Origin of the sequence: Daejeonella sp., assembly GCF_049655485.1 — a bacterium.
In the GTDB taxonomy this organism is placed as follows: domain Bacteria; phylum Bacteroidota; class Bacteroidia; order Sphingobacteriales; family Sphingobacteriaceae; genus Daejeonella.
The window spans coordinates 1-1,575 of the sequence record NZ_JBASJU010000084.1; the positions used below are offsets into that span (position 1 = coordinate 1).

At 46.7% G+C, this 1,575-nt stretch carries 1 protein-coding gene; it reads left to right on the forward strand.

Annotation, left to right across the window (positions count from 1 at the left end):
* On the forward strand, positions 1-1,575 hold a 1,575-nt coding region (locus WBJ10_RS03495), incomplete at both ends, for a penicillin acylase family protein (RefSeq protein WP_424288167.1).

Below are 1,575 nucleotides of genomic sequence, written 5' to 3' on the forward strand. Positions count from 1 at the left end.
TGCGAAGGGAATGAACCGATATATTGAGCGGCATAAAAACGAATTCCCGGAATGGGTCAAACCCGATTTTACAGGTTATGATGTTCATGCCCGTGATGTGGGTTCGATGGAAGGCGGCTCAGTACAGGCATTTATGCGTACCCTGGAAGCCCAAAACAAAGCAAATAATACCACTATGAACAAGGCTGGTAAAATTGGCTTTGACAGAAGCACGGTTTGGGCAAGATTAGCAGAACATGAGTTAGCACCCCACCCCGATGAAGGCTCTAATGCATTCGCATTAGCGCCGAGCCGGACTACCTCAGGCAAGGCCATCCTGCTTCGAAACCCGCATCTTGGATGGAATGCCGGCTATTACGAAGCACAACTTGAAATACCAGGCTCTCTGAATTTTTATGGAGATTTCCGTATTGGAGGCCCGCTGATTACTATCGGAGGCTTTAACAAGCGTTTAGGATTTTCTACAACCAACAACGATCCTGATACGGATGAGATCTACTCTTTCAAGGTATCTCCCAACGTGCCCGACCATTTCCTGATCGACGGGGCTTCGGTACCGATTGAAAAGAAAAGGGTGACTGTACAGTTTAAAAATGGCGAAGGATTGGGAGAAGAAACCCGTGAGTTTTTATTCACGCCATACGGCCCGGTATTTCATCGCGAAAAAGGAAATATTTATGTAGTTCGTGATGCAGCAAATGGAGAATATCGCCAGGCAGAACAGTTTCTGATGATGATGATGGCCCGAAATCTCGCTGAATACAAGCAAGCCATGCGGATTCAGGCTAAAACCAGTTCCAATTTTACTTATGCTGATGCAGACGGCAATATCCACTACGTGTGGAATGCCATGACGCCAAATCTTCCGCATCCTTCAGGAGGCGACACCAGTGCCATTGCTGTAAGCAAAAGCAGCCAGATATGGAAGAAGATCATCCCTTTCGACTCTCTTCCGCAATTGCTAAACCCAAAGGGCGGTTACATTCATAATGAGAACGATTCTTTTCACTACACCAATTTGAATGAGGTTATAGACGCTGCGAAATTCCCTCCGCATTTTTCCAGGCCAATCTTAAGATTACGAAGCCAACACGCGCTTGACATGATCGCTAATAAGAAAAAGTTTTCTCTGGAGGAAGTCGTTAATCTTAAATATAGCCAGCGCATGCTACTTGCTGAGCGGGTTAAACCCGATCTTATTGCTGCTGTCAGAGCCACATCTCCTGCCGGGGAAATAGCAGAGGCATTGAAACAAATGGAAAATTGGGACAATACAGTAAACCGTGAAAGTAAAGGAGGTGTTCTTTTTGAAATCTGGTGGGAACATTATGTAGAGCTCGCTAATGGCGGCAAGCGCGTACCAGGCACAGCGGAATCTGTTGGTTTTCGTGCCCCGGCAAGTTCTTTGTTTGCCGAGGTTTGGACTCCTGCACATCCTATTACAACTCCTAAAGGACTGGCAAATGCGAGCCACGCGGTTGAAGCATTTAAACGCGCAGTGGAAACAGCTAATAAACGCCACGGCAGCTGGAATTTAGCCTGGGGCGATGTAAACCGGGCACGCATCAATAACAA